We start from the raw sequence: 24,529 nt of genomic DNA on the forward strand, positions 1-24,529 counted from the left end.
CCCCCCCCCCCCCCCCCCCCCCCCCCCCCCCCCCCCCCCCCCCCCCCCCCCCCCCCCCCCCCCCCCCCCCCCCCCCCCCCCCCCCCCCCCCCGCCAGGGTGCGGGCCAGGGCGTGCCCGGCTACGAGGTACACCACGGCCGCCAGCCCGTACCCGGCGACGACCCGCGCCCACTCGTCGTCGAAGGTGAACAGGTCGTGGGACCAGCCCGCGAGCCAGGTGGCCGCGTCGTGGAACCACTCGACGACGTCGTTCGCCCGGTTCGCGTCGAGCAGGTACATCACGATCCAGACGACGATGATCCCGGCGAGCACGTCGGCGAGGAGTACCGCCAGACGGGCCGCGGCACTGCTTCTGCTGCGGTGTGTAGGCATGTCCCGCGTCTTGCCGCGACCGCGGCCGCGAAACCCACCGACGGCACGGACGACGCCGGCGACACGGACGGCCGCGCCGGGTGGCGGGGCGTCCGGGCCCGGGTGAGGCTGCGGGGAGTACAGACGCACTCCCGGAGGTCTGCCGTGCCCGCCTTCCGTACCGCCCGTTTCCCCGCGCGGTTGCGCCGCGCCCTGGTCGCGCTGCTCCTGTCCGGCGCCCTGCTGGCCGGCGCCACGGGCTGCGGCGGCGACGAGGGCGGCGACGCCGGGGCCTCGCCGACCAACTCGGCGGAGCAGCAGAAGTTCGCCAAGACGCGGTTCGTGGCGAACGCCGGGCTCGCGGCCGGGGCGACCTACCAGTGGATCGTCAAGCCGTACCGCGAGGGCAAGTTCAAGCAGGGCGCGGACGGCCGGACCTTCGCGCTGGTGAAGGCCGGCCTCGCGGGCGCCTTCACCTACAACAGGCTCAAGGCCGCGGTGAACAACGCCAAGGGTGACGAACTGCTCTCGAGGGCCGTGGCCCCGCTGACGGCGGGCATCGAATCCCTCAAACACCTCGGGACGAAGCTGCGCAAGGGCGAGGCGAGCGACGCCGACATCGGCAACTTCGAAAAGATGATCAACGATGTCAAGACGGCGGGCGCGAGCGCGGGCGCCGAGGTCGTGGACAAGGTCCCGAGCGCGTCCCAGCTCGGCGGCTGACCGCCCACCGCACGGTGGGCCCGCGGCCCAGGCTCGGGCTCGCGGCGTGGTCCATCCAGAGGGTGACGGTCCGATGGATCCTCGTCACCTCCTCCGGCGCGTGCGTGAAGGTGCGGCCGCCGGCCGTCTCCAGGTGCAGCGACACCGGCGGCCCCGTGCCCGGGGCGGCGGCCTCCACCGCCCGTATCCCGACGACGGACCTGACGTCCCGCACCCAGTACGCGAGGAGGACCGCGCAGGCCGCGGCCGTGCAGCCGAGCAGGACGCGGATCAGGACCGGCCCGGCGCCGTTGCCCCAGACGAAGAGCAGGACGAACCCCGCGCAGCCCCCCGTGGAGGCGGCCCGCACGAGCCAGGCCCGGGAGTCGGGGTCGTGGGAATTCGCGCTCCTGAGGATCTCGCCCGGTCGGTTCGGTCTCATCACGGCTCCCCCCGCTGTCGGTTCGAGGGTACGGAGCTCCCGGGCCTCAGGAGTTGAGTTCGGCCAGGACGCGGAGGGTGTGCGGGTCCGGCGCGGTGACGAGGAGGTCGGTCACCGGGCCCTTGCGCCACAGCTCCAGCCGCTCGGCGATCCGCTCGCGCGGGCCGACGAGGGAGATCTCGTCCGCGAACGCGTCGGGGACCGCGAGCACGGCCTCCTCCCTGCGGCCCGCGAGGAACAGCTCCTGGATCCGCCGGGCCTCGTCCTCGTACCCCATCCGGCCCATCAGGTCCGCGTGGAAGTTGCGGGCGGCGTGGCCCATGCCGCCGATGTAGAAGCCGAGCATGGCCTTGACCGGGAGCAGGCCCTCGGCGACGTCGTCGCAGACCTTGGCCCGCGCCATCGGAGCGATCACGAACCCTTCGCGGACCCCCGCCAGCGACGCCTGGTAGACGTCGGGGCGCAGCGGCGACCAGTACAGCGGGAGCCAGCCGTCGGCGATCCGGGTGGTCTGCGCGATGTTCTTCGGGCCCTCGGCTCCCAGGAGGACCGGCAGGTCCGGACGGAGCGGGTGGGTGATCGGCTTGAGGGGCTTGCCCAGACCGGTGCCGTCCCCGCCGGCGTACGGGTGGCTGTGGAAGCGGCCGTCCAGTGCGACCGGGCCCTCGCGGCGCAGCACCTGGCGGACCACGTCGACGTACTCGCGGGTCGCGGTGAGCGGGCTCGAGGGGAAGGGCCGCCCGTACCAGCCCTCCACCACCTGCGGGCCGGACAGGCCCAGGCCCAGCATCATCCGGCCGCCGGAGAGGTGGTCGAGGGTCAGTGCCTGCATCGCGGTGGCGGTGGGGGTGCGGGCGGCCATCTGCGCGATGGCCGTGCCGAGCCGGATCCGCGAGGTGTGCGCGGCGATCCAGGTCAGGGTGGTGAAGGCGTCCGAGCCCCAGGCCTCGGCGGTCCAGACGGAGTCGTAGCCGAGGTTCTCGGCCTCGGCGGCGAGGTCGAGGTGGGCCGGGTCGGGGCCGCGGCCCCAGTAGCCGAGCGCGAGTCCGAGGCGCATGAAGTCCCCTCCGGTTCGGTGCCGTGCTGCTGCCGGGGCCGTCATCTGACGGTCAGTCAGGGGACTGTAGGGCAACGGCCCCCAGCCCGGAAGGGCGGGGGGCCGTGACCCTGTCGTGCTGCGGGCTCTGCTCAGCCGCGCTGGATGTCCGACGTGTCCTGCAGGATGCCGCGGCGGCCGTCCTGCGTCTGCGCCACCAGCGCCGAGGGGCCCTGCTGGCCCACGGCCAGGTACCAGGTTCCGGGGGCCAGTTCGGCGATCGGCGCGCCCGAGCCGTCCTCCGCGTACAGCGCACGGGCCACCGGGACGGCGAACCAGAACGCGGTGAAGTCGTCGGCCGGGACCTGCTGCTGGGCGGCCTGCGGCTGCGGCTGCGCCTGCGGGGCGTGCTGGCCGGCGTCCGGCTGACCGCCGAAGGGCTGCTGCTGGCCCGGGTAGCCGTACCCGCCCGACGGCTGCTGCTGGCCCGGGTAGCCGTACGCACCCGGCTGGCCCGGCTGGCCCGGCTGACCGGGCTGGCCGCCGAACGGCGCCACCGGCTGCGGGCTCGGCGCCGGCAGCAGCGCCCCCTTGAGCGCGGGGACCTTGGAGCCGAGCAGGGCCACACCGGCCAGCGCGAGGGTCGCGAGGAACGCCAGGATCGCGCCGGCGCCGAGGTCGGCGCCCTCCGGGCTGAGGATCAGGGACCACAGCGAGGACCAGAACGAGGCGACGGCCAGTGCGACGCCCCAGCCCTCCAGGGACAGCGGGCCGAGCTTGCGGCCCTCCGGCTGGAAACGGCTCGCCAGGATGAGCCCGGCGCCGATCAGGCCGATCAGGAACACCGTGGGCAGGACGAGGTAGATCTTGTCCGTGTCCCAGGCGTTCGGGAGGCTGTCCTCACACGCGTCGATCCCGTTGCAGTCCGCGGTGAAGAAATTGAGGAACGAGGCGATGAACAGCAGCACCGCTGCTCCGATCACCACGCCGTCGCCTCGAGTGAGGGAGCGGATGTTCACTTTTGGGTGTCCTTCTCGGTCTCGGTCGTCTCGTGGTGCCGCGGTCGCAGTCAAGAGCAGGCGGGCGGCACCATGGTACGGATGCCTCCCGCGCCCGAGCGGCCCGGGTGCGCCGGGCCCCGCGACCAGGACTACCCGCCGAGGAAGCCGACGATGCCGTCCGCGATGCCCTGAGCCGCCTTCTGCCGCCACTGCGGACTCGTCAGCAGCGCCGCGTCCTTGGCGTCACGCATGTTGCCGCATTCGATGAACACCTTGGGCCGGGTCGAGAGGTTCAGTCCTCCGAGATCGTTGCGCACGACGAGTCCGGTACCGCCGCCGACGTAGTTGGAGGGCGCGAGTCCGGTGGTCCGTACGAAGTTGCCCGCGATGCGTTCGCCGAGCTCGCGGGAGGGGCCGACGATCGCCGCGGTGTCCGCGGCGCCGCCCTTGACCGCGGCGGGGAGGATCACGTGGAAGCCGCGGTTGCCCGCTGAGGATCCGTCGGCGTGGATCGAGACGACGGCGTCGGCCGCGGCCTCGTTGCCGATCCGGGCGCGCTCGTTGATGCACGGGCCGAACGGGCGCTCCGCCTCGTGGGTGAACACCACCCGGGCGCCCTGCTGTTCCAGCGTCGCCCGCAGCTTCCGCGCGACGTCGAGGGTGAAGTCCGCTTCCTTGTAGCCGGAGTTCGTGGTGGTGCCGGTGGTGTCGCACTCCTTGAGGCCGGTGCCGATGTCGACCTTCTGGTTGATCTCGCGGGAGTGCTGGAAGTTGCCCGGGTTGTGTCCGGGGTCGACCACGATCGTGCGGCCGGCGAGCGGCCCGGAGGCGGGCGCCGGCGCGGACGCGGCGGGCGGGGCCGAGGTGGCGGCGGCGGTGGCGCTCGGCGCGGGCTTCGTGCTCGCCGGCGGCGAGGCACTCGCCTTGGCGTCCGTCGCCCCCGGCTGGGCGGAGGAGACGGGCAGCGGCAGGACCGAGGGCTTCTTCCCGTCCGCCCCGGCGTCGGTCAGCACCTCCGTCAGCAGCCAGCCGGCCAGGCACACGGGCGCGAGCGCGGCGACCGCGACGGCGAGCGTGGACCGGCGCGGGAACCGGCTCCGGCCGGGGGCGATCGAGGCGGAGGACTCCGGGGGCGGGGGGCTGTCGTCGTACGGCACGTCGCGATGCTAAGCGGTCTCGCCCGCCTCCGGCGGTCTATCGGGCCGGGCGTCCGGGTGTGCTCAGAGGCCGGGACCCGTACGGCGCAGGACGCGCAGCGAGTCCGTGACCGAGATCTCGGTGAAGGCGCCCGACTCCAGGGCCCGGCAGTAGATCCGGTACGGGGCCTGGCCGCCGTCCGCCGGGTCGGGGAACACGTCGTGGATCACCAGCGTGCCGCCCTCCGCCAGGTGGGGGACCCAGCCCTCGTAGTCGGCGGTCGCGTGCTCGTCCGTGTGCCCGCCGTCGATGAAGAGGAAGCCGAGCGCGCCGCCCCAGGCCGCGGCGGCCTGCGGGGACCGCCCGACGACCGCGAGGACGTGGTCCTCCAGACCGGCCTTGTGGAGCGTGCGCCGGAAGGTCGGCAGGGTGTCCATCAGGCCGACCTCCGGGTCGACCACCGACGGGTCGTGGTACTCCCAGCCCGGCTGCTGCTCCTCGCTGCCGCGGTGGTGGTCCACGGTGATCGCGACGAGCCCGGCCGCGCGGGCGGCGTCGGCGAGCAGGATCGTGGAGCGCCCGCAGTACGTGCCGACCTCCAGGAGCGGGAGCCCGAGCGCGGCCGCGTCCGCGGCGGCCGCGTAGAGCGCCAGGCCCTCACGGACCGGCATGAAGCCCTTGGCGGCCTCGAACGCGGCGAGGATCTCCGGCTTGGGGGCGGCCGTGGGTGCCATGGGATGCCTCCGGGGCGTGTGTGACGTGGGCCCTCATGCTGCCCTACCGCCGGGTAATCCACTACGGCGGGTCAGTTGCGGGATTCCGGCCACCAGACCGTGCCCGTCTGGCTACGCTCGGCTACGGCCTTTCCGGACCGTGCGCTTGGGGGTGGCCCTCTCATGGTCAGCATCCGCAACCTCGACCCCAGTGCCTCGCCGCTGGACTACTACGGCTCCGAGCTGCGCCGCCTCAGAGAGGAAGCGGGCCTCAAGCAGGCCGAGCTGGGCGCCATCGTCTTCTGTACGGGCTCGCTGATCGGCCAGATCGAGACGACCCGCCGGGTCCCGACCCGGGAGTTCTCCGAACGGGTCGACGCGGCGCTGGGGACCGGCGGGGTCTTCTCCCGCCTGGTGGGGCTGGTCCTGCGGAGCCAGTTGCCCACGTGGTTCCAGGCGTACGCGGAGATGGAGGCGCGGGCGGCTTACATCTCCACGTATCAGCCGCAGTTGGTGTACGGACTGCTCCAGACCGAGGAGTACGCGCGGGCGGTGCTCGCCGTACGGAAGGAGACGGACCTCGATGCGCGGGTGGCCGCCCGAATGGAGCGGCAGCGCATCCTCGACCGCGAGAACCCGCCACTGATCTGGGCGGTGCTGAGCGAGGCCGTTCTGCACCAGGAAGTCGGCGGCGCGGATGTCATGCGGCGCCAGTTGGGGCATCTGCTGGAACTGCGGATGCGGGAGTGGGTGCAGGTGCAGATCCTGCCGTTCGAAGCGGGCGCGCATGCCGGGCTGATGGGCGAGTTCAACCTGCTGCGCTTTGACGATGACCACGACCTTGTCTACACGGAGGACTTCATCCAGGGCCATATGACGGCCAATCCGCAGGCTCTCAGGGAGGGTTGGCTCCGATACGATCATCTGCAAGCCGCCGCGCTCTCCGTTGAGGAATCGGCGGCGCGAATCGCCCTGGTAATGGAGGAGCGTTATGGGCAGCAGCCGGAACCTGACGGGCGCGACATGGCGTAAGTCCTCGTACAGCGGCGATACGGGCGGCAACTGCGTAGAGGTCGCCGCCCAGCCCCACACGGTCGCCGTCCGGGACTCCAAGAACCCCGACGGGCCCGCTTTCACCGTCACCGCGGAGGCGTTCACCGCATTCATACGCGGTCTCTGAGGCGCGGCGGGGGGATGCAGCACCTCACGGGGGAACGTACGGAGGCGGCCGGGCCCTACCGGCTGTTCGCCGAGCTCGGGCAGGGCGGCATGGGACGCGTGCTGCTCGGGGCCGGGCCGGACGGCCGGCTGGTCGCCGTCAAGCAGATCCACGCGGAGTTCGCCGACGAGCCCGGCTTCCGGGCCCGGTTCCGGCGGGAGGTCGCGGCCTCCCGTACGGTCTCCGGCGCGTGCACCGCGCCGGTCGTGGACGCCGATCCGGAGGCCGCCACGCCCTGGCTGGCCTCCGTGTTCGTGCCGGGGCCCACGCTGAGCGGCGCCCTGGACGAGGGCGGGCCGCTGCCCGAGCAGGCGGTACGGCGGCTCGCCGCCGGACTCGCGACCGCGCTCGCCGACATCCACGCGGCCGGGCTGGTCCACCGCGACCTCAAGCCCTCGAACGTCCTGCTCGCCGAGGACGGGGTCCGCGTCATCGACTTCGGCATCGCCCGCGCGGTCGAGGGCGGCACCCGGATCACGCACACCGGGTCGCTCATCGGCTCGCCCTCGTACATGGCGCCCGAGCAGGTGGGCGGGGGCCAGGTCACCGCGGCGGCCGACGTCTTCGCCCTCGGGTCCACGCTCGTCACGGCCGCCACCGGGCGGCCGCCCTTCGCCGCCGAGTCCGTACCGCGGCTGCTGTACGAGATCGTGCACGCCGAGCCGGACCTCTCCGGCGTACCGGCCTCCCTGCTCGGGATCGTCGAGCGCTGTCTGGCCAAGGACCCGGCCGCGCGGCCGACCCCGCAGGAACTGCTGGCCGCGGTCGGAGTGCTGGAGCCGACGGCCCGGCCGTGGCCGGGGGCGGTGGCGGCGCTGACCGCGGCCCAGCGGGCCGAGGCGGAGGCCCTGGCGGCGCGGCTCCCGGCCCCCGCGACGACGGCCGTCACCGCCGTGGACGGCGGCCCGCCCCAGCCCCTCCCGCCCCAGCCCCTCCCGCCCCGGTCCCTGCGGCGCCGACGGCTGATCGGGGCGGCGGCGGTGGCGCTCGCGCTGGGCATGCTGGGGCCGACCGTCGGATGGCCGTACGCGGTGGACCGGACGGTGGACCTGCTGGAGGCGATCGGGCTGAAGGACGTGCCCGACCGGTACGCGGCGACCGCCACCCGCTGCGCGGACATCGAGGACTTCCAGGTCCCCCGCGGGTTCGGTTCCGCCACCCCGGAGGGCACCCCTGCGGACGACGGCTCCGGGGCCGGCACCTTCCGCTGCGCGTGGGCGAACAGCGATGGAACCGCCACCGTCGACTGGTACGTCTACGCCACCGGCAGCGGCGAGGGAACCGGCACCGAGCAGGCGGAGCGCGAGTACGGGGAGGTCCGCAGCCGCGGAGGGACCCGGAACGAGCCCGATCCGCCGTCGGCGGAGGAGGGTTTCTGGGAGAACCCCAGCCCCGGCGAGGACGTCAACTGCCGCCTGTCGGTACGGGATGCGAACCTTCGGGTGTCCGTCGAGGTGAAGGGGCCCCGCTATCCGGCGGGGGGCCGCTGCGAGGGGCTGGCGAAGTTCTTCGTCCGGTCCGCCGTGCGGGCGATCCCCAAGGTGTGAGGGGGCGTTGAGGCACCGATGGAGAAGCTCAGACTGACCGACCCGGTCTCGGTCGGGCCGTACCGGCTGCTCGCGGAGATCGGGCGGGGCGGGATGGGCCGGGTGCTGCTGGGGGCCGGGCCCGACGGGCGGCTGGTCGCGGTCAAGCACGTGCACGCCCGGTACGCCGCCGACCAGGAGTTCCGGGCGCGCTTCCGGCGCGAGGTGGCGGCCTCCCGGAAGGTCTCCGGCGCCTTCACGGCAGCCGTGACCGCCGCCGACACGGAAGCCGAAACCCCCTGGCTCGCCTCGGTGTTCGTCTCCGGTCCCGCGCTCGGCGCGGTGGTCGACGACACCGGCCCGCTGCCGGAGGAGTCCGTACGCCGCCTCGCCGCGGGGCTGGCGACGGCGCTCGTGGAGATCCACCGGGCCGGGCTGGTGCACCGGGACCTCAAGCCCGACAACGTCCTCCTGACCGGGGACGGCGTGCGCGTCATCGACTTCGGCATCGCACGGGCGGCGGAGGGGGCCGGCGGGGACGCCACCGAGCTGACGCAGAGCGGGGTGGTCGTCGGCTCGCCCGCCTTCATGTCGCCCGAACAGGCCGAGGGGAAGGAACTGACCGCGGCCAGCGACGTGTTCTCGCTCGGCTCGGTACTGGTGCTGGCCGCCACCGGGCGCAGCCCGTTCGCGGCGGGCAGCGCCCTGCAGACCTTGTACGACCTGGTGCACGCCGAGCCGGATCTGACGGCCGTGCCGGCAGGGCTGCGGCCGGTGGTGGAGGCGTGCCTCGCGAAGGACCCGGCCGCCCGGCCCACCCCGCAGCGGATCCTGGAGCTGGTCGGGGCGGTGGCGCCGGGCGCGACCGACGGGCTCGGGCCCTGGCCGGAAGCCGTGCACGCGAGGATCGCGGCGCAGCAGGCCGAGGTGGACCGGGTGCTGGGCGCCCCGGAGCGGACCGTGCTCGACCTGCCCGGGGCCCGCGGGGGGCCGGCGGTGGCGGACGCGGTGCCCCGGCGGGACGTGACCGCGGTCGCCACCGTCGTGGCGGCCCCCGACCCCGCCGCGCAGCGCCGCAGGGACCGCATCGCGCTCGCGGTGGTGTCCGCGCTGGCCCTGATCGGCGTGGCCGTCTTCGCCTTCTGGCCCGGCCGGGGCGAGGCCGGCGCCGCCGGGCCCGACGAGTACGTCAACATGCTCACCTGCGAGGAGATGGCCGGCGACATGCTGCTGCCCCGGCAGGACCGCCGGGAGCAGAGCGACTTTCACACCGACAAGCCGACGTACGCCGAGACGGCCTGCTACTGGTCCGCGGAGGGGGACGGCATCTGGCACGCCTCCGTGGACTGGACGCTCTACCGCAGCGACGTACCGCCCGCCCTCGCGAAGGGCGAAGACCTCGCGCGCAAGGAGTTCGCCGCGTCGGTCAAGACGCACGGAGCCGAGCCCGACCCCGTCGGGATCGCCGACGAGACGGTCTGGGGCGACCGCGCGGGGGGCGAGAACTGCCGGCTGGGCGTACGGGAAGCCAACCTGACCGTGTGGATCGTCCTCGACGGGTACCAGCACCCGGAAGACACGTGCCGGCGCGAGGCCCTGGGGCTCGCCCGGGGTGCGATCGGCTCCCTGCCGAACTGACCGCCGTCGCTGCCGCCGCGCCCTGCCGGACGGCGTGAGAACTCGTTCATCCGACCCGTCATCTGACCTTCCGTCAGATTGGAACGTGTTCTACTCTGCCGCGCATGGGCATCGGAATCACGCAAGAGCAGCGGGAGTTGGCCGACGCCGTGCGCGGCTGGGCGGGGCGGGCCGTGCCGCCCGAGGAGGTCCGCAAACTCCTCGACGCGCCGCCGGGCCTGCGGGGCAGACCCGCGTACTGGGACGGGCTCGCGGCACAGGGGCTGCTCGCGCCGCACCTCGACGGCGGCACCCTGCTCGACCTCGCCGTGGTGGTCGAGCAGGCCGCGTACGCCGCGCTGCCCGGCCCGTTCCTGGGCAGCGCACTGGCCTCCGCACTGCTGGAGCGGGCCGGGCAGTCCGTCTTCGCGGCCGCCCTCGCCGACGGCAGCCGCATCGGGGCCGTGGCGCTCGGCGCCGGGACGCTGACGGCCGTGGCCGTCGAAGGCGGCGGGCACCTGCTCGACGGCACCGCCCCGCCGGTGCTCGGCGCCGGCGAGGCCGACCTCGTCCTGCTCGCCGCGGAAGCCGCCCACGGCACGCTGTGGTTCGCCGTGGACGCCGCCGCCCTCGACATCCGTACGCACGACAGCGCCGACCCCACCCGGCCCACCGCCGAAGTGCGGGCCGACGGCACCGAGGTGCCCGCCGGCCGGCTGCTCGCGGTGGACGCGCCGCTCGTGCGCGACCTCGCCGCCGCCGTCTTCGCCGCCGACGCCTGCGGGACTGCCGCCTGGGCCCTGGACACGGCCGCCTCCTACGCGAAGGTGCGCGAGCAGTTCGGGCGGCCCATCGGGCAGTTCCAGGGGATCAAGCACCTGTGCGCCGACATGCTCGTACGCCTCGAACAGGCCCGCGCGCTGGCCTGGGACGCCGTACGGGCCGCCGACGCGGCGCCCGAGGTGCGCTCGCTCGTCGCCGCCCTCGCCGCCGGAACGGCCCTCGACGCGGCGTACTCCTGCGCCAAGGACTGCATCCAGGTCCTCGGCGGCATCGGCTTCACCTGGGAGCACGACGCGCACGTCTTCCTGCGCAGGGCGCTGGTGGCCCGGCAGCTCCTCGGCGCCGGCGACGGCCACCGCACCCGGGCGGTCCGGCTGGCCGCCGCGGGCGCCCGGCGCGAGCTGCGGATGGAACTGCCCGAGGCGGCCGAGGCACACCGGGCGCGGGCCCGCGAGGTCATCGAGGACGCCCGCGGGCTCGATCCCCTGGCCGCCCGCCGCGTACTGGCCCCCACCGGCTACGCGGCCCCGCACCTCCCGCCGCCGTACGGGATCGGCGCCGGTCCCGTCGAGCAGCTCGTCGTCCAGCAGGAGCTGAAGGCGGCCGGCGTCAGGATCGCCGACCTCGGCATCGCCACCTGGGTCGTGCCCTCGCTGCTCGCCTACGGGACCGCCGAGCAGCGCGAGCGGTACCTCCTGCCCACCCTGCGCGGCGAGCTGGCCTGGTGCCAGCTCTTCTCCGAGCCGGGGGCGGGCTCGGACCTGGCCTCGCTGCGGACCAGGGCGGAGCGCACGGCGGACGGCGGCTGGAAGGTCAACGGACAGAAGGTGTGGACGAGTTCCGCGCACACCGCGGACTTCGGCATCCTGCTCGCGCGCACCGACCCCGACGCGCCGCGGCACAAGGGGCTCGGGTACTTCGTCGTCGACATGAAGAACACGCCGGGCATCGACGTACGGCCGCTCAAGGAGATCACCGGCGAGGCCCTCTTCAACGAGGTCTTCTTCGACGACGTCCTGCTCCCGGCGGACGCCCTGGTCGGCGAGGCGACGGGCGGCTGGCAGGTCGCGCGCAACACGCTCGGAAACGAACGCGTCCACATGGCCGACCAGATGGCCTTCGACACCGGCCTGGAGGCCCTGATCGCCCGGTCCGGCGAGCTCGACGGGGCGTACCGGGCGCGTATCGGGGCGCTCGCCGCCGAGGCGCACGCGCTCGCCTGCATCGGACTGCGGACCACCCTCCGGCAGGTGTCCGGCGTGGAGCCGGGCGCGGGCGCTTCCGTCCGCAAGCTCGTCCAGACCCCGCACCAGCAGCGGACCGCCGAGCTGGCCCTCGAACTGCTCGGCCCGGCGGGTGCGGTGTGTGAGGGGGCGGGGGAGCGGGCCGTGCACGGGATGCTCATGTCGCGCTGCCTGACCATCGCCGGGGGCACCACCCAGGTCCAGCTGAACGTCGTCGCCGAGCGGATCCTCGGCCTTCCCAGGGACTAGGAGTCGGACATGAAGTCGTACATCGTGGGCGTCGGCATGACGAAGTTCGAGAAGCCGGAGTCGAGGGACTGGCAGTACTGGGACATGGTCAAGGAGGCCGGCGAAGCCGCCCTGGCCGACGCGGGCATCGGGTACGAGCGGGTGGAGCAGGTCCCGGTCGGGTACTGCTTCCAGGCCTCCACGGCCGGGCAGCGGGCCGCGTACGAACTGGGCCTGACCGGGGTGCCGGTCTACAACGTCAACAACAACTGCGCGACGGGCTCGACGGCGCTGATGATGGCCCGGCAGTTCGTCGAGGGCGGCATCGGCGACTGCGTGCTCGCGGTCGGCTTCGAGAAGATGAAGCGGGGCGCGCTGGGCGGCGGAGCCGACGGCGGAGACTTCAAGACGTCCCCGGTCGCCCGGCACTACGGGATCATGGCGGCCGGCCACGGCTTCGAGATGTCCCCGCCGACCGCGCAGATCTTCGGGAACGCCGCCCGCGAGCACATGGAGCGGTACGGCACCACGGCCGCGCAGCTCGCCGCGGTGGGGGAGAAGAACCACCGGCACTCGGCGGACAACCCGAACGCGCAGTTCCAGGACGTCTACACCGTCGAGGAGATCCTGGCGGCGAAGGAGATCCACCGCCCGCTGACGAAACTGCAGTGCTCGCCGACCTCGGACGGCGCGGCGGCGGCGCTGGTGGTGTCCGAGCGGTTCGTGGTCGAGCACGGGCTGCACGACAAGGCCGTCGAGATCGTCGCGCAGGCCATGACCACGGACACCGGGGAGTCCTTCGCCTCCGGCTCGTGCATCGACGTGGTCGGCAAGCCCATGACCGCGGCGGCGGCCCGCACGGTCTACGAACGCTCCGGACTCGGCATCGAGGACGTCGACGTGATCGAGCTGCACGACTGCTTCTCGGTCAACGAGCTCCTGACGTACGAGGCGCTGGGCATGTGCGCGGACGGCGGCTCGGGAAAGCTCGTCGAGTCGGGCGCAACGACGTACGGCGGCCGCTGGGTGGTCAACCCCTCGGGCGGACTGATCTCCAAAGGCCACCCGCTGGGCGCCACCGGCCTGGCCCAGGCGGCCGAGCTGGTGTGGCAGCTGCGCGGCGAGGCGGGCCCCCGCCAGGTCCCGTCCGCCCGCACGGGCCTGGCCCACAACATCGGCCTGGGCGGCGCGGCGGTGGTCACCCTGCTGCGCCGGCAGACGCCGGCCTACTCCCGGTCCTGAAGCGCGGCGTCCACGACCGTTTCCCCCATGACCGCGCGGCGGATCGAGGCGGCGAGGTCGTCCACCGGTACGTCGCGCAGCAGCAGGCCCGCCCCGCCCGCGGCCAGGACGGACCGGAGCAGGCCGGGGTGGGCCGAGCCGGTGAGCACGAGCACGCGGCACTCCGGGACCTCCGCCGTGAGGGCTTCGACGGCGGACGGGTCGTCGACGAGGGCCACCTCCGGGCGGGTGGTCATGGCCGTTGCGAGCAGGTCGCCCCCGGGGCCCACCTGGGCCACCACCTCCATGTCGTACTGGAGGCCGAGGAGGACGGCCAGGCCGCCGTCCGGGCCTGCCAGCAGGACCCGCAGGGATCTGGCGGTGCGGTGATTCCGGGGCATTTCGTCCACCCGGCAAGGGTAGGGCCCGGACGGCGGAACCACCGGGAACACGCCTGGGCGACACCACACCTGACATGGCGTCAGGAGTCTTCACAAGCGATGGGGGGTGCGTTATACATAGGGCTCACCGGCGCTAGAACGCGTTCTAGAACCCGTCAGGGACGGAAGCGGAACGCGAAGCCGGTCCGAAGCGACCTCGGTGCGGCCGACGGTGCGGACGGTCGCACCGAGGTCTTCCAGCTCTCAGATCCAAGGAGCAGCATCCTCATGCCGATCGATGCCGCCAGGGCGCTCGCCGCCGAACCCCGCCGGAGCGAGATCGGCTGGGACCACAAGGACATCCAGCTGTACCACCTCGGCCTCGGGGCGGGCATCCCCGCGACCGACCCGGACGAGCTGCGCTACACCCTGGAGTCGAAGCTCCACGTCCTGCCCAGCTTCGCCACCGTCGCGGGCGCCGGGATGGCCATGCTCGGCGGGCTCGGCGCACCGGGCATCGACGTCGACCTCGCGGCCGTCCTGCACGGCGGCCACACCATCGAGCTGCACCGCCCCATCCCCGTCAAGGGCCGCGCCACCAGCAGCTCCAAGGTCGCCGCGATCTGGGACAAGGGCAAGGCCGCCGTGATCGTGCTGCGCTCCGAGGTCGCCGACGAGGACGGCCCGCTGTGGACCAGCGACGCCCAGATCTTCGTCCGCGGAGAGGGCGGCTTCGGCGGGGAGCGCGGGCCGTCCGTACGCGCCGAAGACCCCGGGCGGGACCCCGACCGGACCGTCGAGCGGACCATCCGCGAGGAGCAGGCCCTGCTCTACCGGCTCTCCGGCGACTGGAACCCGCTCCACGCCGATCCGGAGTTCGCCAAGACGGCCGGCTTCGACAGGCCGATCCTGCACGGCCTGTGCTCGTACGGCATGACCCTCAAGGCCGTGGTGGACACCGTCCTCGACGGGGACGTCTCCCGCGTCCGCTCGTACAGCACGCGCTTCGCCGGGACCGTCTTCCCCGGCGAGACGCTGCGCATCCGGATGTGGCAGGAGCCCGGCCGCGTCCGGGTGTCGGTGACCGCCGCGGACAGGGACGACGCGCCGGTACTCGCCGACACCGTGGTCGATCACGCGTAACCCCGACACAAGGAGCCGCACCGTGCGCGCAGCACTGCAGAGCGAGATCGGACAGGACAAGCTCGAGGTCGTCGACGACATCGAGGCGGTGGGCTTCGGCCCCGGCCGGGTGAAGATACGCATCCGGGCCACCGGACTGTGCCACTCCGACCTCTCCGCGATGAACGGCGTGCTCCCGCAGCCCGCCCCCTTCGTCCCCGGACACGAGGGCGCCGGCGAGGTCGTCGACGTCGGCGACGGCGTGACCGGCCTCCAGCCCGGCGACCGGGTCCTGGTCTGCTGGCTGCCGCCGTGCGGCCAGTGCCCCTCCTGCAAGCGCGGCCAGGGCCACCTGTGCCTGGCCGGCCTCGGCAACGCCGGCGTACCCAACTTCAAGCGGCCCGGCGGCGACGTCTTCGGCTTCGCCGGCACCGGCACCTTCGCCGAGGAGATGGTGGTCGCGGCGGGCTGCGCCGTGCCGATCCCCGACGACCTGCCGTACGAGATCGCCGCGCTGATCGGCTGCGGCGTCACCACCGGCCTCGGCGCGGCCGTCAACACCGCGAAGGTGACGGCGGGCTCCTCGGTCGCGGTGATCGGCTGCGGCGGTGTCGGCATCTCCGTGATCCAGGGCGCCAAGGTGCAGGGCGCCGCGCAGATCATCGCGGTGGACCCGGTGGAATCCCGGCGCGAGGCGGCGCTGCGGTTCGGCGCCACCGAGGCCGTCTCCCCGGAGGCCTTCGCCGACGCCAAGGCCCGCATCACCGCCAACGAGGGCTTCGACTACGTCTTCGAGGTGGTCGGCAAGTCCGCGACCGCCCGGACCGCCTACGACATGACCCGGCGCGGCGGCACCGTGTGCGTGGTCGGCGCGGGCGCGCTCGACGACAACTTCCAGATCGACATGTTCTCGCTGTTCTTCGACGAGAAGCGGATCCTGCCGTCCCTGTACGGCGGCGGTGACGTGCTGCGCTCCTACGAACGCACCATCGCGCTGTGGCGGGCGGGCCGCGTCGACCTGGCCGGCCTGATCACCCACCGGGTGCAGCTCGGCGAGATCAACGACGCCCTCGACCAGATGCGGACCGGCGTCGCGCTGCGCACCTGTATCGAACTCTGAGAGGACCCCACTTCATGGCACTGCCACTTGAAGGACTGTCCGCCGTCGTGACGGGCGCGGGCCGCGGGCTCGGGCGCGCCGAGGCGATCGAGCTCGCGCGGCTCGGCGCGAGCGTCGTCGTCAACGACTTCGGCCAGCCCGGCCGCGACGGCTCCGGCGAGGCCTCGGCCGCACCCGCCGAGGAGGTGGCCGCCGAGATCCGCGCGGCGGGCGGCCGGGCCGTGGCACACCTGGGCGACGTGGCCGACTTCGACCAGGCGCGCGAGCTGGTCGAGCTTGCGGTGGACAGCTTCGGGAAGCTGGACGTCCTCGTCAACAACGCCGGCATCCTGCGCGACCGGATGGTCTTCTCCATGTCGGAGGAGGAGTGGGACTCGGTGATCCGGGTCCACCTCAAGGGCCACTTCAACACCACCCGCTTCGCGGCCGCGCACTGGCGCGAACGCTCGAAGGCGGCGGGCGGCCCGGTCTACGGGCGGATCGTCAACACCTCCTCGGAGGCCTTCCTCGGCGGCTCGGCCGGCCAGCCCAACTACGCGGCGGCGAAGGGCGGGATCGTGGGCCTGACGACTTCGACCGCCCTGGCCCTGGCGAAGTACGGCGTCACGGCCAACGCCGTCTGCCCGCGGGCGCGCACCCGCATGACGGAGGACGTCTTCGCGGGTTTCCAGCTCCCGGAGGTGGGCAAGCTCGACCCGCTGGCGCCCGAGCACGTCGCGCCGCTCGTCGGCTACCTCGCCTCGCCGGCGTCGGCGAAGGCGAACGGGCAGCTGTTCGTGGTGCACGGCGGGATCGTCGTGGTCATGGACCGGCCGAAGGTCGCCGCGAAGTTCGACACCTCGAAGGAGGCCTTCTCCTTCGAGGAACTGGACGAGCTGCTGAGCCCGCACTACGCGGCACGGCCCGCGAACGAAACCTTCGCGGCCGCGGAGGTGCTGGGCCTCAAGCACGACGGGGCGGCCTGACGGCGCCCGTCGCTCCGCAGGGGCGGAGGGGAACGCGCAGCGGGCCCGGGATCCAGTCCCGGGCCCGCTGCGCGTGCACCCCGTCAGTGCGGGTTCCGCGGAGGTCCCCGGCCCTCAGGCCGCCTGGTCCTCCGCGGCCCCGGAGGTCCGGCGGTGCCGACCCTGTGCCGGGGCCGACGTCTCCTCGGCCGTTGCGGCTCCGCCGCGGTGACGGCCCCCAGCCGTCGGTGCCCCGGTCGTCTCGGTTCTTGCGTCAGACATGTGGGAACTTCACTCCATATCGCTTTCCACCGGCCAGGGCCCCCTTTGCCCCGGCCGTCCCCCACCGTCATCTCATCACATACGACGGCCCGTCAGGAGTGCCGGGGGTGCATTCCCGTGACGGCCGGTGTGCGCTCAGCGACCGGTGAGCGGAGCCTGCTGGAGCGGGACCGGCCGGGGTGCGGCGGGCGCCGCCGGAGGCACCACCCTGATGTCCGGCGGGGCCTGGGGAACCGTCAGGTGCACCACGGCGCACGGCACGTCCGGGGTCGCGTACGGCAGCCTCAGCACGCCCTCGCGCGACCACAGCCCCGACCCCAGCCAGCCCGCCGGGGGCCGGAGCCGGAACAGGTGCCGGTCCGCGGGCCGCCACAGCCCCAACTCGCCGCCCGAGAGCCGCAGCGCCACCGCGCAGCTCTCCGGCATCAGCATCTGGCCCGGCTGCACGGCGAAAGGCGCCGCAACGGCCCCCTCCGCCCGCAGGCACTCGGGGAAGCGCACCGGCCGGGTGCTCCCCAGCACCCCCCACCCCAGCCGGTCCGCACCCGGCGCGTCCGAGCGGATCAGCAGCAGTCCGCTGTCCGGATCGGCCAGCAGCAGCCGGTCGTTGCTGTCCTCGGCGATCTGGAGCAGCGGCGTGACCTCGCCGTCCCGGCCCAGGTCCACGGCGACGGCCTTGGTGCGGCCGTCCAGCTCGCGGTCGAGCGCCAGCATCCGGCCCGCCCGGTCCAGCCACACCCCGCCGGAACAGCGCCCCGGCACGACCGCCAGCCGCTGCGGCCCGCCACCGCCGCCGGCCACCCGCCACACCGCCGTGTCGTGCTCGCCCACGGCCAGCGCGTACGCCCCGTGCCCGTCGGGCACCGGCGGCAGCAGGGCAAGCCGGGATACGCCGTCCGCCGGTACGCCCCCCAGTGGCAGTTCGCCGGTACGCGGTCCGGCCGCGGGGCCCCCGGTCGGGTACAGCAGCGCGAACGCATGGCGGTCCGCCACCCGGCGGTGGATCAGTACCCGCCCGTCGGGCAGCGCCAGCACCTCGCTGTCGGCCTCCTCGGGCTGCCCGAGCGGGAGCGGGACGGCGTACGGCTCGGGCCCGTCGAGCGTCCAGCGCTCCGGATAGCGGGCCTCGCCGTCTCCGGCCAGCCGCGCGGCGTACGAGCCGTCCGCGGCGATCGTGAGCGCGGCCGCCGGTGTGGCGACGGCCGCGGCACCAGCCGGGCCGGCGGCCGGGGCGGCCGGAGTGGCTTCGATGGCACAGGCAGTCATCTGTGCGTCACCTCCGGTGAGGAAGCTAGTTTTCGCACTTCCTGCCGAACAACACGACCCCACCCGCTTCACACATAAGGGTGGCCACCGGGCGATTCGCCTGTGAGTGGGGAGGCGAGTGTGCTGCGGCGGCCGATGAGGCCCGCCGGCCCCGCGCGGCAGCGGCGGTCAGGCCCGCGCCGGACCGGCGATCAGGCCCGGACCCCCGGCCGGCGATCAGACCTGGGCGGCACCGGAGGCCAGCCGCTCGAGCGTCTGCCGGGTCAGCTCGTGCCGGTCGCCCAGCGTGTACCGGCCGCGGAGGTTGAGGGGGTCGTTCACCGGCGGTACGCCGTCCCGCTCGACGCTGTTGCAGTCGTACACGGCCACGGGGCGGGAACGGCGGGGGCGGGCAGCGCCCGTGCCCGTTGCGCCGACCATGCCGGGACAGGCCGACGGCGCCACGGACGGTAGCCTTGCCCCCGTGCCCCGTCTGTCTGAAGTCATCGCCGCGCTCGACGCTCTCTGGCCCCCCGAGCGGGCCGAGCAGTGGGACGCCGTCGGAACCGTCTGCGGAGACCCCGACGCCGAGGTGTCGCGGGTCCTCTTCGCCGTGGACCCCGTGCCGGAGATCGCCGACGAGGCGGTCAGGATCGGCGCGGACCTGGTGGTCACCCACCACCCCCTCTACCTGCGCGGCACGACCACGGTCGCGGCCGACACGTTCAAGGGGCGGGTCGTCCACACCCTGATCAAGAACGACATCGCGCTGCACGTCGCGCACACCAACGCCGACACCGCCGACCCCGGCGTCTCCGACGCCCTCGCCGGCGCCCTCGACCTGCGGATCACCGGTCCGCTCGTGCCCGACGCGAGCGACCCCGCCGGGCGTCGCGGCCTCGGCCGGATCTGCGCCCTCGACCACCCCGAGACGCTGCGCGAGTTCGCGGCCCGGGCCGCCGCCCGGCTGCCCCGCACCGCGCAGGGCATCCGCGTGGCCGGGGACCCCGACGCGCTGATCCGCACCGTCGCCGTCAGCGGCGGGTCGGGCGACAGCCTGTTCGCGCAGGTCCGCGCGGCCGGCGTGGACGCCTTCCTCACCGCCGACCTGCGCCACCACCCGGCCTCCGAGGCCCGTGAGACCAGCCCGCTCGCCCTGCTCGACGCCGCCCACTGGGCCACCGAGTGGCCCTGGTGCGAGCAGGCCGCCGCGCAGCTCGACGCCGTGTCCGAGCGCCACGGCTGGGGTCTGCGCACCCACGTCTCGCGTACGGTCACCGACCCCTGGACGGCGCACGCGCCGTCCGACGTGTCCCCTTTTCCCTCGACTCCCCCTTCATCTATCTCAGGAGCCCCCAACTGAACGCCGAGCCCGCCGACCAGATCCGACTTCTCGACGTCCAGGCCCTGGACGTCCGGCTGTCGCAGCTCGCCCACAAGCGCAAGTCGCTGCCCGAGCACGCCGAGCTCGACTCCCTGACCAAGGACCTCACCCAGCTGCGCGACCTGCTGGTCGCCGCGCAGACCGAGGAGAGCGACACCCAGCGCGAGCAGACCAAGGCCGAGCAGGACGTGGACCAGGTGCGCCAGCGCGCCGTCCGCGACCAGCAGCGCCTGGACTCCGGCGCGGTCAGCTCGCCGAAGGACCTGGAGAACCTCCAGCGCGAGCTCACCTCGCTTGCCAAGCGCCAGGGCGACCTGGAGGACGTGGTCCTGGAGGTCATGGAGCGCCGCGAGTCCGCGCAGGAGCGCGTCGCCGAGCTCACCGAGCGGGTCTCCGCGATCCAGTCGAAGACGGACGACGCGACCGCCCGCCGCGACGCGGCCACCGCCGAGATCGACACCGAGGTCGCGAAGCTCTCCAAGGACCGCGAGATCGTCGTCGGCTCCATCCCGGCCGACCTGATCGCGCTGTACGAGAAGATCCGCGTGAAGCAGGGCGGCGTCGGTGCGGCCAAGCTGTACCAGCGCCGCTGCCTGGGCTGCCAGATCGAGCTGGACATCGCCGAGGTGAACGAGGTCAAGGCGGCCGCCCGGGACAAGGTCGTGCGCCACGAGAACTGCGGCCGCATCCTGGTTCGTACGGCCGACTCGGGCATCTGATGGGGCGTTCCGGCCATGACGTCCGCTTCGTCGTGGAAGCCGACGGCGGATCCCGGGGCAACCCGGGGCCCGCGGGCTACGGCGCGGTGGTGCTCGACCCGGCGACGGGCGAGCCCCTGGCCGAGCGGGCGGAGTACATCGGCGTCGCGACGAACAACGTCGCCGAGTACAAGGGCCTCATCGCGGGTCTGACGGCCGTCGCCGAGCTGGACGCGGACGCCACCGTGCTGGTGCGGATGGACTCCAAGCTGGTCGTCGAGCAGATGTCGGGCCGCTGGAAGATCAAGCACCCGGACATGAAGCCGCTCGCGGCCGCCGCCGCGCGGATCCTGCCCGCCTCGCAGGTGACGTACGAGTGGATCCCGCGGGAGAAGAACAAGCACGCGGACCGGCTCGCGAACGAAGCCATGGACGCGGGCAAGCGCGGCAAGCAGTGGGAGCCCTCGTCCTCGTCCGCGGCCCTGGACACGAGCGCGGCCCGCTCGCTCGCGACGCCGCCCCCGGCCGGGCCGGTGGGCGACGCCGCCGCCGGCGCGGCGGCCGCCCGGGCCGCCCTGGCCGGCGCCCGCGGCACCGCGGCCCGCGGGGCGCACGCCGAGGACACCCTCTTCGCCGACGAGCCCGACGCGGCGCACGAGCCGGACCGGCAGCCGGCGCCCTCCGCGACCGCCACGCTCACCGCGGCGCCCTCGGCCGGCTGGTCCGGCCCGGACCTCGGCACGCCGGCGACCTTCGTCCTGCTGCGGCACGGCGAGACCGCCCTCACCCCCGAGAAGCGGTTCTCCGGCAGCGGCGGGAGCGACCCCGAGCTGTCCGAGGCCGGCCTGCGCCAGGCCGACGCCGTCGCCAAGGCGCTGGCCGCCCGCGGCACGATCCAGACGGTCGTCTCGTCGCCGCTGCGCCGCTGCCGCCAGACCGCGCAGGCGGTCGCCGACCGCCTCGGGCTGCCGGTGACGGTCGACGAGGGCCTGCGGGAGACGGACTTCGGCGCCTGGGAGGGCCTGACCTTCGCGGAGGTCAAGGAGCGCTTCCCGGCCGACCTGGACGCCTGGCTCGCCTCGCCCAAGGCGGCCCCGACCGGCGGCGGCGAGAGCTTCGCCTCGGTCGCGCGGCGCGTCGCGGCGGCCCGGGACCGGCTGCTCGCCGAGCACCAGGGCCGTACGGTCCTGCTGGTCACGCACGTCACCCCGGTAAAGACGCTGGTCCGGCTGGCCCTCGGGGCCCCGCCGGAGTCGCTGTTCCGGATGGAGCTGTCGGCGGCCTCGCTGTCGGCGGTGGCGTACTACGCCGACGGCAACGCCTCGGTGCGCCTGCTGAACGACACGGCCCACCTGCGCTGAGCGAGCGCCGGGGAGGGACGTACCGGATACGCCGAAGGGCCCGCACCTGAGTGCGGGCCCTTCGGCGTTGCGGTTCGCAGACCGACCGGAGCTGTACGCCGGGTTCTGTCACCCGGTGACCTCGCGGTCGCCGGGGAGACGGCCATCCATCTAGGACCGGTGTTGCCACCGGCCTCGTGCGGTCTACCCGCGGACTCGGGCGGGCAGCCCTCAAACGTCCGCGCAGGGCGGCCGTCCGGAGACGGCACACCCCTCTTGACCTTGCTCCGGGTGGGGTTTACCTAGCCGCCTGAGTCACCTCAGGCGCTGGTGGTCTCTTACACCACCGTTTCACCCTTACCGGGGGCCGAAGCCCCCGGCGGTCTGTTTTCTGTGGCACTGTCCCGCGGGTCACCCCGGGTGGGCGTTACCCACCACCCTGCCCTGTGGAGCCCGGACGTTCCTCGGCGGGACCGGAGTCCCGTCGCGGCCGCCCGCTCCGGTCGTTCTGCGGTGGACCATGCTACCGGCTGTCCCGCCGCCGCTTGACCTTGACGCAGCGGCAGGGTTTTTACGGACCTGACCGTCGCCCCGGAACCGATCTCCTCCATCCGGGTGGATCGCAGGTATCCCGAAGGCCGATTGGTCACCCTGTCCGGGGACGGCGTCCTCGACCTGATCGTCGGCAGCCAGACCTCCGTCACGGCGGAGCTGACCCGCCCGGTCGCCGTCGTCCGCCCGCTCGGCGCACCGGCCGAGGCCCGGACCGTCCGCTTCCACGCGGACGACCCGGGAGCCGTCGTCCAGGCCGTGCGCAGCCGGGCGCCGCAGCGCCCCTGACCGCAAGGGCGCCTTGAGTGTCCGTGTCCGGACGCTCAGAGCCAGCCGCGCTGCGCCGCGCGCAGGCCCGCCTCGAAGCGGCTGCGGGCGCCGAGGCGTTCCATCAGCGCGGCCATCTGGCGCCGTACGGTACTCAGCGAGACGCCCAGCTTGTGCCCGGCGGCCTCGTCCGTCATGCCCTGGCTGAGCAGCCGCAGCAGTTCCCGCTCCGGGGGTGTCAGCCCGGTCTCCGCGTCCCGCGGCCGGTCGCAGCCGAGGGGCAGGGAGTTCGACCAGACCTGCTCGAACAGCGCGGTGAGCGCCGCGATCGCACCCGCCACGCGCAGCACCACCGCCCCCGCCCGGCTGTCGCCCGGGTCCAGCGGCACCAGCGCGAGCGACCGGTCGACCAGGATCATCCGCAGCGGCAGGGTCGGTACGGTCCGCACCCCGCCGCCGTGGTCGGCCAGCCAGCGCGCGTAGCCGAGGGTCGGCGCGCTGCCCCGGACACTGTCGAGGCAGACCGTACGGACGCCCACCCCGCGGCCGAGCAGCTGGGCGTCGTTCTGGCGGGCGGCGTCGATGGCGGGCTGCGACTGGGCGCCGCCGGGCATGAAGGTGCAGATCTCGTCGGCGGCCTGCGTGGCGATCAGCTCCAGCCGGGCCTGGACGGCGTCGATGCCGGTCAGCTGCTCGGTGTCGGCGCCGTCCGTCCGGCCGGCCTGCCGGCACAGGTCGGAGATCATCCGGGAGACGGACTCGTGGCTCTCGGCGATCTCCCGGTGCCGCTGCTCCAGTTCCTCCTGCCGCCGCCGGAGCAGCAGCTGTACGCCGAGCTCGGGGCTGACCGCGCGCCAGGTGCCCGGCGCGGCCATCGACCGGCGCAGCAGGGCGGCCTCCGCCAGCCGGTCCAGGGCCTCGCGGGCCTCCCATTCGCCGCAGCCGAGGTGCGTGGCGATCTGTTCCACGCCCCAGCCCTCCGGCCGCGAGGCCATCAGCCGGTACACGGACTCCGTGGCGGGGTCCAGGCCGAGGGCATCGAGCATGCGGATCCTCCCAAGTGACGAGTGGTGCCCAGGTCGTGCCCCGAGGGTGGCAAGGGCCCGGTCCCCGCGTCTTGTGGAAAACGGCATCGGGCCGGCCGCGCGGCCGTGGCGAGCCGCTCCGGCCGGCGGGTCAGCCGGGGAGGAGCACGCTCGTGACCCGGCCGGGCAGCCGGTCGAGCGCGGAACCGGGCGGCAGCCCGCCGCGCAGCCGGACGAACTGCGAGGGCGGCAGCCCGGTCATCGCCTTCATGTCCCGGCTGAAATGGGCCTGGTCGTGGTACCCGCACGCGGCGGCGACCTGCGCGGACGCCGTGCCCGCCGCAAGCAGCCGCAGGGCGCGCTGGAGCCGGAAGACCCGGGCCATCCCCTTCGGCGACAGACCGACCTGCTCGCGGAAGCGGGCGCGCAGGTTCCGTGGGCTCCAGCCCGTCCCGGAGGTGACCGTGGCGAGGGAGCCGCCGTCCGTCCGCAGCCGGGACAGGGCCCAGGCGACTTCCGGGGCGACCCGCGGCCCCTCGTCCAGGCGGGCCGCGAACTCCCGGTCGAGCAGGTCGAACCGCTCGTTCCAGCAGCACTGGTCGCGCAGCCGCTCGGTGAGGCAGGCGCTGCGCGGCCCGAGGACGTCGGCGAGGTCGAGGCGGGTCTCCTCGAAGTGCCACATGGGGATCCCGAACAGGCGGTACGCGCCGAGCGGGGTCATGTTCACCTCCAGCCCGTGGACGGCGCCCGCGTGCACGCCGACGGTCGGGCCGGTGTGCGGTCCTCTCACCATGCCGTGGGAGGTCGCGCGCAAGGAGTCCGAACGGGACACCCACAGCCCTTCGCTGAACGTGAAGACGAGCGTGGCGAGCCCCGTCGGGATCTCCAGCCGGCGCCTCGGCGCGCCGAACTCCGTACGGAAGCCGGTGTATCCGAGCACATGCGGCCG

General features: G+C 74.0%; 24 protein-coding genes, 1 other RNA gene and 1 pseudogene. 14 read left to right on the forward strand and 12 right to left on the reverse strand.

Features of this window, described 5'->3' with window-relative positions; genetic code table 11:
* Positions 1-94 precede the first annotated feature (94 nt).
* Positions 95-373, reverse strand: a pseudogene (locus ACZ7H1_RS28400) (hypothetical protein); the annotation flags it as partial.
* Positions 374-517: 144 nt separating this feature from the next.
* Between ACZ7H1_RS28400 and ACZ7H1_RS28405 the strand changes: the two are divergent.
* Positions 518-1,075, forward strand: coding sequence for a hypothetical protein (locus tag ACZ7H1_RS28405; protein WP_470790639.1), 558 nt, complete (start codon positions 518-520; stop codon positions 1,073-1,075).
* Here ACZ7H1_RS28405 and ACZ7H1_RS28410 read toward each other — a convergent pair.
* The 5 genes from ACZ7H1_RS28410 to ACZ7H1_RS28430 all read right to left on the reverse strand — a co-directional run bounded on the left by ACZ7H1_RS28410 (position 1,002) and on the right by ACZ7H1_RS28430 (position 5,404).
* A complete protein-coding gene (locus tag ACZ7H1_RS28410) occupies positions 1,002-1,496 on the reverse strand; it encodes a hypothetical protein (RefSeq protein WP_470790640.1) in 495 nt (164 codons plus the stop codon). The genes ACZ7H1_RS28405 and ACZ7H1_RS28410 overlap by 74 nt on opposite strands.
* Positions 1,497-1,542: 46 nt before the next feature.
* Positions 1,543-2,553, reverse strand: a complete 1,011-nt coding sequence (locus ACZ7H1_RS28415; RefSeq protein WP_470790641.1) for an LLM class F420-dependent oxidoreductase — start codon at positions 2,551-2,553, stop codon at positions 1,543-1,545.
* Positions 2,554-2,684: 131 nt separating this feature from the next.
* The gene (locus tag ACZ7H1_RS28420) at positions 2,685-3,551 is read right to left on the reverse strand and encodes a hypothetical protein (RefSeq protein WP_470790642.1); all 867 of its coding nucleotides are present in this window, start codon (positions 3,549-3,551) and stop codon (positions 2,685-2,687) included.
* Positions 3,552-3,682: 131 nt separating this feature from the next.
* Positions 3,683-4,690 carry an N-acetylmuramoyl-L-alanine amidase gene (locus ACZ7H1_RS28425; protein WP_470790643.1) on the reverse strand — a complete coding sequence of 336 codons (1,008 nt, stop codon included), beginning with the start codon at positions 4,688-4,690 and terminating at the stop codon, positions 3,683-3,685.
* Between the two features lie 63 nt (positions 4,691-4,753).
* Positions 4,754-5,404, reverse strand: a complete 651-nt coding sequence (locus ACZ7H1_RS28430; protein WP_470790644.1) for a class I SAM-dependent methyltransferase — start codon at positions 5,402-5,404, stop codon at positions 4,754-4,756.
* A 162-nt stretch (positions 5,405-5,566) separates the two neighbouring features.
* Between ACZ7H1_RS28430 and ACZ7H1_RS28435 the strand changes: the two genes are divergently transcribed.
* The 6 genes from ACZ7H1_RS28435 (at position 5,567) to ACZ7H1_RS28460 (ending at position 13,242) form a co-directional block, all read left to right on the forward strand.
* A complete protein-coding gene (locus tag ACZ7H1_RS28435; protein ID WP_470790645.1) occupies positions 5,567-6,415 on the forward strand; it encodes a helix-turn-helix domain-containing protein in 849 nt (282 codons plus the stop codon).
* The gene (locus ACZ7H1_RS28440; RefSeq protein WP_470790646.1) at positions 6,375-6,563 is read left to right on the forward strand and encodes a DUF397 domain-containing protein; all 189 of its coding nucleotides are present in this window, start codon (positions 6,375-6,377) and stop codon (positions 6,561-6,563) included. Before ACZ7H1_RS28435 ends, ACZ7H1_RS28440 begins: the two co-directional genes overlap by 41 nt.
* Before the next feature lie 14 nt (positions 6,564-6,577).
* On the forward strand, positions 6,578-8,149 hold the full coding sequence (locus ACZ7H1_RS28445; RefSeq protein WP_470790647.1) for a serine/threonine-protein kinase: 1,572 nt from the start codon (positions 6,578-6,580) through the stop codon (positions 8,147-8,149).
* A gap of 18 nt (positions 8,150-8,167) precedes the next feature.
* Positions 8,168-9,766, forward strand: coding sequence for a serine/threonine-protein kinase (locus tag ACZ7H1_RS28450; protein ID WP_470790648.1), 1,599 nt, complete (start codon positions 8,168-8,170; stop codon positions 9,764-9,766).
* A 104-nt stretch (positions 9,767-9,870) separates the two neighbouring features.
* Positions 9,871-12,021 (forward strand): acyl-CoA dehydrogenase, encoded by a 2,151-nt coding sequence (locus ACZ7H1_RS28455; protein ID WP_470790649.1) that lies wholly within the window; start codon positions 9,871-9,873, stop codon positions 12,019-12,021.
* 9 nt (positions 12,022-12,030) lie between these two features.
* Positions 12,031-13,242 (forward strand): lipid-transfer protein, encoded by a 1,212-nt coding sequence (locus ACZ7H1_RS28460; protein ID WP_470790650.1) that lies wholly within the window; start codon positions 12,031-12,033, stop codon positions 13,240-13,242.
* Here ACZ7H1_RS28460 and ACZ7H1_RS28465 read toward each other — a convergent pair.
* Entirely contained in the window at positions 13,227-13,622 is a 396-nt protein-coding gene (locus tag ACZ7H1_RS28465) for a response regulator (protein WP_470790718.1), read from the reverse strand. The genes ACZ7H1_RS28460 and ACZ7H1_RS28465 overlap by 16 nt on opposite strands.
* Before the next feature lie 267 nt (positions 13,623-13,889).
* Between ACZ7H1_RS28465 and ACZ7H1_RS28470 the strand changes: the two genes are divergently transcribed.
* From ACZ7H1_RS28470 to ACZ7H1_RS28480, 3 genes are read left to right on the forward strand one after another with little or no spacing between them, the layout of a single operon-like run.
* Complete coding sequence (locus ACZ7H1_RS28470) at positions 13,890-14,744, forward strand: MaoC/PaaZ C-terminal domain-containing protein (protein ID WP_470790651.1); 855 nt, start codon at positions 13,890-13,892, stop codon at positions 14,742-14,744.
* A gap of 22 nt (positions 14,745-14,766) precedes the next feature.
* A complete protein-coding gene (locus ACZ7H1_RS28475; protein ID WP_470790652.1) occupies positions 14,767-15,843 on the forward strand; it encodes a Zn-dependent alcohol dehydrogenase in 1,077 nt (358 codons plus the stop codon).
* A gap of 14 nt (positions 15,844-15,857) precedes the next feature.
* Positions 15,858-16,808 carry a 3-oxoacyl-ACP reductase gene (locus ACZ7H1_RS28480; RefSeq protein WP_470790653.1) on the forward strand — a complete coding sequence of 317 codons (951 nt, stop codon included), beginning with the start codon at positions 15,858-15,860 and terminating at the stop codon, positions 16,806-16,808.
* Positions 16,809-17,204: 396 nt separating this feature from the next.
* On the opposite strand, the gene ACZ7H1_RS28485 is transcribed toward ACZ7H1_RS28480, so the two are convergent.
* Both ACZ7H1_RS28485 and ACZ7H1_RS28490 read right to left on the reverse strand, forming a co-directional pair.
* A complete protein-coding gene (locus ACZ7H1_RS28485; protein WP_470790654.1) occupies positions 17,205-18,335 on the reverse strand; it encodes a hypothetical protein in 1,131 nt (376 codons plus the stop codon).
* Between the two features lie 216 nt (positions 18,336-18,551).
* Entirely contained in the window at positions 18,552-18,755 is a 204-nt protein-coding gene (locus tag ACZ7H1_RS28490) for a hypothetical protein (protein ID WP_470790655.1), read from the reverse strand.
* Positions 18,756-18,798: 43 nt separating this feature from the next.
* Here ACZ7H1_RS28490 and ACZ7H1_RS28495 point away from each other — a divergent pair, with 43 nt between their 5' ends.
* From ACZ7H1_RS28495 to ACZ7H1_RS28505, 3 genes are read left to right on the forward strand one after another with little or no spacing between them, the layout of a single operon-like run.
* Positions 18,799-19,677 (forward strand): Nif3-like dinuclear metal center hexameric protein, encoded by an 879-nt coding sequence (locus tag ACZ7H1_RS28495; RefSeq protein WP_470790656.1) that lies wholly within the window; start codon positions 18,799-18,801, stop codon positions 19,675-19,677.
* The gene (locus ACZ7H1_RS28500; protein ID WP_470790719.1) at positions 19,674-20,417 is read left to right on the forward strand and encodes a zinc ribbon domain-containing protein; all 744 of its coding nucleotides are present in this window, start codon (positions 19,674-19,676) and stop codon (positions 20,415-20,417) included. Before ACZ7H1_RS28495 ends, ACZ7H1_RS28500 begins: the two co-directional genes overlap by 4 nt.
* On the forward strand, positions 20,417-21,757 hold the full coding sequence (locus ACZ7H1_RS28505) for a bifunctional RNase H/acid phosphatase (RefSeq protein WP_470790657.1): 1,341 nt from the start codon (positions 20,417-20,419) through the stop codon (positions 21,755-21,757). Before ACZ7H1_RS28500 ends, ACZ7H1_RS28505 begins: the two co-directional genes overlap by 1 nt.
* A gap of 78 nt (positions 21,758-21,835) precedes the next feature.
* Here ACZ7H1_RS28505 and rnpB read toward each other — a convergent pair.
* An RNA gene (gene rnpB / locus ACZ7H1_RS28510) (RNase P RNA component class A) lies at positions 21,836-22,242 on the reverse strand.
* A gap of 109 nt (positions 22,243-22,351) precedes the next feature.
* Between rnpB and ACZ7H1_RS28515 the strand changes: the two genes are divergently transcribed.
* Positions 22,352-22,576: a hypothetical protein gene (locus tag ACZ7H1_RS28515; RefSeq protein WP_470790658.1), complete on the forward strand. Its 225-nt coding sequence runs from the start codon at positions 22,352-22,354 to the stop codon at positions 22,574-22,576.
* A gap of 35 nt (positions 22,577-22,611) precedes the next feature.
* Here ACZ7H1_RS28515 and ACZ7H1_RS28520 read toward each other — a convergent pair whose 3' ends face one another.
* Positions 22,612-23,601, reverse strand: a complete 990-nt coding sequence (locus ACZ7H1_RS28520; RefSeq protein WP_470790659.1) for a helix-turn-helix transcriptional regulator — start codon at positions 23,599-23,601, stop codon at positions 22,612-22,614.
* Positions 23,602-23,731: 130 nt separating this feature from the next.
* The gene (locus ACZ7H1_RS28525) at positions 23,732-24,520 is read right to left on the reverse strand and encodes a helix-turn-helix domain-containing protein (protein ID WP_470790660.1); all 789 of its coding nucleotides are present in this window, start codon (positions 24,518-24,520) and stop codon (positions 23,732-23,734) included.
* Positions 24,521-24,529: the final 9 nt, after the last annotated feature.

Source organism: Streptomyces sp. NPDC037401 (assembly GCF_055602345.1).